The organism is Pantoea sp. CTOTU50773, from assembly GCF_032082325.1.
Classification (GTDB): Bacteria; Pseudomonadota; Gammaproteobacteria; order Enterobacterales; family Enterobacteriaceae; genus Pantoea; species Pantoea communis.
The window spans coordinates 1-5704 of the sequence record NZ_DAMDQC010000219.1 but is presented as its reverse complement, the minus strand read 5'-3'; the positions used below and the strand labels follow the sequence as shown (position 1 = coordinate 5704).

The following is a 5704-nucleotide window of genomic DNA, read 5'->3' as shown; positions in this document are numbered from 1 at the left end:
GGACAACAACATTCGCTTTAACGCCAGCGCTAGCGACTACGCAAAATTGCGACCGGCCTTTGATCGTCGCCACGGTTCCGTCACGGCAGCCAACAGCACACCGCTGACCGATGGCGCGGCCGCGGTGATTTTGATGCGTGAAGGCCGTGCACGAGAACTGGGAATTGCGCCGCTTGGCTATCTGCGCAGCTACGCGTTTACTGCGATTGATGTCTGGCAGGATATGTTGCTGGGTCCCGCTTATGCCTCACCGCTGGCGCTGGATCGCGCTGGCATTACCCTCAACGACCTGACGTTGATCGATATGCACGAAGCCTTTGCGGCACAGACGCTGGCCAATCTGAAAATGTTCCGTGATGAGCGTTTTGCGCGAGAGGTACTGAATCGCCCGCATGCCTTGGGTGAAGTGAATGAAGAACGTTTCAATGTGTTGGGCGGCTCCATTGCTTACGGCCATCCGTTTGCTGCCACTGGCGCGCGCATGATCACCCAAACGTTGCATGAACTGCGGCGGCGCGGCGGAGGATTAGGACTGGTGACCGCCTGTGCAGCGGGCGGATTAGGCAGCGCAATGGTTCTGGAGGCCGAATAATGAGCGCATCTGCATTCCATTTACACATGCGCCTCGATCATGTCGGCATCATTACCATCGACGTGCCGGGCGAAAAGATGAACACGCTGAAAGCGGAGTTTGTCCCACAAATAAAAGCGGTGCTGGCTGAAGCGCGCAGCAATCCGAAGCTGGCGGGATTAGTGCTGATTTCGGGTAAAAGCGATAACTTTGTCGCCGGTGCGGACATCAGCATGATCGCCGATTGCCAGACGGCAGAAGAAGCGGAAGCTTTAGCCCGCCAGGGGCAAGAGGTAATGGCGGAGATTGCGGCGCTGCCTTTCCCGGTGGTCGCGGCGATCCACGGTGCCTGTCTCGGCGGCGGCCTGGAGTTGGCGCTGGCCTGCAGCGCACGTATCTGCACGCTGGATGATAAAACCCGCCTGGGCCTGCCGGAAGTGCAGCTGGGCCTGTTACCTGGCTCGGGCGGGACGCAGCGCCTGCCAAAACTGATTGGGGTGCCGCAAGCGCTACCGCTGATTCTGAGTGGTAAGCAGCTGCGTGCTAAACAGGCACTGAAACTGGGTATCGTTGACGATGCAGTGCCTCAATCCATCTTGCTGGAAACGGCGATTGCGCGTGTGCATAAAGGAAAGGTTGTTCGCCGTGAGTTGTCGCGTCGCGATCGTCTGATGCAGGCGCCACTGGCGCGCTCGCTGTTATTCGCGATGGCAAAACGTCAAACCGACCGCAAAACGCAGGGGAATTACCCGGCGGCGGATCGCATTCTGCAAGTGGTGCGCACGGGGTTGGAGCAGGGCAGCCACGCCGGACACGCGGCGGAGGCGCGCGCCTTCGGCCAGCTGGCGATGACCCCTGAATCTGCGGCACTGCGCAGTCTGTTTTTTGCCTCGACCGCGATCAAGAAAGAAGCGGTGGCCGAGGCTGAACCGCGCGCATTAAAACACATCGGCGTGCTCGGTGGCGGATTGATGGGCGGGGGTATTGCCAGCGTAACGGCGCTGAAAGCCGGTTTTCCGGTGCGAATTAAAGACGTCAATCTCAATGGTGTGAACCATGCATTGCAATACAGCTGGGACCTGCTGAGTCAAAAAGTGAAGCGGCGCCAGCTGAAACCCGCTGAGCGTCAACAACAGATGGCGCGCATCAGCGGCGGTATCGATTATCAGGGGTTCAGCCAGCGCGATCTGGTGATTGAAGCGGTATTTGAGGATTTGACGTTGAAGCAGCAGATGGTAGCGGATATCGAAAGTCATTGTCAGCCGCACACTATCTTCGCTTCCAACACCTCTTCGTTGCCGATTGGTGATATTGCCGCCAACGCGCAGCGCCCAGAGAATGTGATTGGTCTGCATTACTTCAGTCCGGTGGACAAAATGCCGCTGGTGGAGGTGATTCCGCATGCGGGCACCTCGGCTGAAACGCTGGCGACCACGGTTCAGCTGGCGCGTCAGCAAGGCAAAACAGCGGTGGTGGTGGCCGATAAACCCGGTTTTTACGTCAACCGCATTCTCGCGCCCTATATAAATGAAGCCATGCGCTGTTTGCTGGAAGGGGAGCCGGTGGACCATATCGATCGCGCGTTAGTGAAGTTCGGTTTTCCTGTCGGGCCGTTACAGTTGCTGGATGAAGTGGGCATTGATGTCGGCAGCAAAATCAGTCCGATTTTGCTGCAGGCTTATGGCGAGCGTTTCAGCGCACCCGAGGCGGTCAATGCCATCCTGGCCGATGGCCGCAAAGGGCGTAAAAACCAGAAAGGATTTTACCTTTACAACGCGGCTCGCTGGCCGGGAAAACGCAAAGTGGATGCCTCTATCTATGGCCTGATTAACGTCAGGCCGCAGGCAAAGCAGAACGAAGAACAGATTGCGCAACGCTGCGTGATGATGATGCTGAATGAGGCCGCACGCTGTCTGGACGAGTCCGTGGTGCGCAATGCTCGGGATGGTGATATCGCGGCGGTATTTGGCATCGGATTCCCGCCCTTTCTCGGCGGGCCGTTCCGCTATATGGATCAACGCGGCGTCAGCCAAATCGTCAATACATTACGTGCATTAATGCAGCAACATGGCGATCGTTTCGCGCCCTGTGACGCTTTAATGGCAATGTCAGAAGCGCAAACGAATTTTTACACTTCTGCACAAATATGAATAGGCGCACAGATTCAGCGGGTTAGTTATGGTGCCATGAAGAAGGTGGTGCGGCACCATTCTGAGATGTGCTTATTTAATAAACAACCGGTTGACTATAATGAAGCCATTGGGGTAAAACACAGCGTTCATTCGCAGAATGAAGCGTCTGGTGCTGTGGTACCCGACGATATCGACAAACAACAGCGGTGCTTTATGCAAGTTTTTATCATGCGTCATGGCGATGCAGCTCTGGAAGCAGCGAGTGATTCAGTACGCCCACTCACAATCTGTGGCTGTGACGAATCGCGCCAGATGGCGAGCTGGCTAAACGGCCAGGCGCTGGATATCGAAAGGGTGTTAGTGAGCCCTTATCTCCGTGCAGAGCAGACGCTCGCCACGGTTCGTGAGGCACTGAAGCTGCCAGAAGGGCAGGACGTGCTACCAGAACTGACGCCAGGTGGCGATCCGGGCATGGTGGCCTGTTATCTGCAGGCGCTGGCGCAGCAGGGTGTGAAATCAGCCTTAGTCATTTCGCATCTGCCGCTGGTGGGCTATCTGGTTTCAGAGCTTTGCCCGCAGGAAGCGCCACCGATGTTTGCTACGTCGGCAATTGCTTATGTGAACTTTGATGCAGACGCCTGTGAAGGCAAACTGGAGTGGCAGGTCAGCCCGTCAAAACTGGCCAAAGCGATGTAATGTCACCAAAAGTCATATCTCTATGGGCCGCCTTCTGCGGCCCTTTCCTTTTTAAGGATTAAGGCAGCTCCGGTGGTTGCCACTCTTCGACTTCAATCAGCACCAGCAGCGCGGCATCGCCGCCAAATAACTTCGGTGCCTGGTGAAATGCCATCACATGCGGATGTTGCGCCAACCACAGCGGTGTTTGCTGCTTGAGGATATGCTTGCCGTGCCCGGTCATCACGCTGGCACAGAACAGGTGTTCACGGCGGCAGGCGGCAATGAGCGCCCCCAGCTCTTGTTTGGCCTGCTGCTGTCTTAAACCATGAAGATCGAGAAAAATTTCCGGCGTGTAATCGCCGCGTCGCAATTTCTTCAGCTCGTAATGACTGACATCCGCGCGCACATAACGCATCGGCCCCTCGCTGGAGAGCAAAGGCTGAAACTCATCTGAGAAGTAGTGACTGTTATCGGCTTGCTCGGAAAGCAGTCTTTTCAGCGGGACTTCGCGGGTTTTCAATACCGGTTTGTGCACGATAGTGTCTTGTTTCAGCTTACGCGTTCCGCTCATTAACTCACGAAACAGCGCCTGATCGTCCTGGTTTAGGGGCGTCTTCTTACTCATGGCTCAAATTAGGGTTAAAGGGCTGGTTAATAGCCGGTGGCATACCTTAACGCTTAGCGTTAACAAATGTCAGCTTTTTCGCCTCGCTGCGCTGAATTCTGCCCGGCTTCGTGGCAAACTAACGGCCGATTGATTTTAAGGCCTGCGGAGGGCTACGTGGACAAGATTTTCGTCGATGAGGCAGTGAGTGAACTGCACACCATTCAGGATATGCTGCGCTGGGCTGTCAGCCGTTTTTCGGCGGCAGGCATTTGGTACGGCCACGGCACGGATAATCCCTGGGACGAAGCAGTCCAACTGGTTCTGCCCACGCTCTGGCTGCCGCTGGATATCCCAGAAGATATGCGCAATGCGCGCCTGACGGCCAGCGAGCGTCACCGCATTGTTGAACGTGTGATTCGCCGCGTCAACGAGCGCATTCCGGTGGCTTATCTCACCAACAAAGCCTGGTTCTGCGGCCATGAATTCTATGTCGATGAGCGCGTGTTAGTGCCGCGTTCGCCGATTGGTGAGCTGATTGAAAACCGTTTTGCCGGTCTGGTTGCTGAACAACCGCACCACATTCTCGATATGTGTACCGGCAGTGGCTGCATCGCGATCGCCTGTGCTTATGCCTTCCCGGAAGCGGAAGTCGATGCGGTGGATATCTCCACTGATGCGCTGGCCGTGGCCGAGCAAAACATTGAAGAACACGGTTTGATCCACCACGTCACGCCCATTCGCTCCGATCTGTTCCGTGGCCTGCCGCAGGTCAAATATGATCTGATCGTCACCAATCCACCGTACGTGGATGCGGAAGATATGGACGATCTGCCGAATGAATATCGCCACGAACCAGAACTGGGTCTGGCAGCAGGCAGTGATGGTCTGAAACTGGTGCGCCGTATTCTTGCCTGTGCCCCGGATTATCTGAGTGAGCAGGGCGTGCTGATTTGTGAAGTGGGCAACAGCATGGTGCATATGATGGATCAGTACCCGGATGTGCCGTTTACCTGGCTGGAGTTCAATAACGGCGGTGACGGTGTGTTTATGCTGACGCGCGAGCAGATCGTCGCGGCACAGCATCACTTCTCCTTCTACAAAGACTAAAAATGGGGCGAGACATCGCCCGCAACATCGCAACAAGGAACCACAATGGCCGGTAACAGCATTGGACAAGTTTTTCGCGTAACCACCTTTGGCGAGTCGCATGGTATTGCGCTGGGCTGCATCGTTGATGGCGTGCCGCCAGGCATTCCTCTTACGGAAGCGGATATTCAGCACGATCTCGATCGCCGCCGTCCGGGCACATCGCGCTACACCACCCAGCGCCGCGAACCGGATCAGGTGAAAATTTTGTCCGGCGTGTTTGAGGGCGTCACCACCGGCACCTCTATCGGCCTGCTGATTGAAAATACTGATCAGCGTTCACAGGATTACGGCGCAATCAAAGATCTGTTCCGCCCCGGCCATGCGGATTACACCTACGAGCAAAAATATGGCCTGCGCGACTATCGCGGCGGTGGCCGTTCCTCTGCGCGTGAAACCGCGATGCGCGTGGCGGCGGGTGCGATTGCCAAAAAGTATCTGCAAATGAAGCACGGCATTCAGGTACGTGGTTATCTGGCACAGATTGGTGATGTAACCTGCGAGCTGAAAGACTGGAGCATCGTGGAAGAGAACCCTTTTTTCTGTCCGGACGCCAGCAAGCTGGAGGCG

5 protein-coding genes and 1 pseudogene are annotated in these 5704 nt (G+C 56.0%); 5 read left to right on the top strand and 1 reads right to left on the bottom strand.

Annotated elements, in window-relative coordinates:
- The 3 genes and pseudogenes from RT340_RS21495 to sixA form a co-directional block, all read left to right on the top strand.
- Nucleotides 1-592, top strand: a pseudogene (locus RT340_RS21495) (acetyl-CoA C-acyltransferase); the annotation flags it as partial.
- Nucleotides 592-2721 carry a fatty acid oxidation complex subunit alpha FadJ gene (gene fadJ, locus RT340_RS21490; protein ID WP_313377689.1) on the top strand — a complete coding sequence of 710 codons (2130 nt, stop codon included), beginning with the start codon at nucleotides 592-594 and terminating at the stop codon, nucleotides 2719-2721. The pseudogene RT340_RS21495 and the gene fadJ, both read left to right, overlap by 1 nt.
- A gap of 195 nt (nucleotides 2722-2916) precedes the next feature.
- A complete protein-coding gene (gene sixA, locus RT340_RS21485; protein WP_034825272.1) occupies nucleotides 2917-3399 on the top strand; it encodes a phosphohistidine phosphatase SixA in 483 nt (160 codons plus the stop codon).
- A 58-nt stretch (nucleotides 3400-3457) separates the two neighbouring features.
- Here sixA and smrB read toward each other — a convergent pair whose 3' ends face one another.
- Nucleotides 3458-4006: an endonuclease SmrB gene (gene smrB, locus RT340_RS21480; protein WP_313377688.1), complete on the bottom strand. Its 549-nt coding sequence runs from the start codon at nucleotides 4004-4006 to the stop codon at nucleotides 3458-3460.
- A 156-nt stretch (nucleotides 4007-4162) separates the two neighbouring features.
- On the opposite strand from smrB, the gene prmB reads away from it, so the two are divergent.
- On the top strand, nucleotides 4163-5095 hold the full coding sequence (gene prmB / locus RT340_RS21475; RefSeq protein ID WP_313377687.1) for a 50S ribosomal protein L3 N(5)-glutamine methyltransferase: 933 nt from the start codon (nucleotides 4163-4165) through the stop codon (nucleotides 5093-5095).
- Nucleotides 5096-5140: 45 nt separating this feature from the next.
- Nucleotides 5141-5704: chorismate synthase (aroC, locus tag RT340_RS21470; RefSeq protein ID WP_313377686.1), on the top strand; the 564-nt coding region annotated here is incomplete at its 3' end.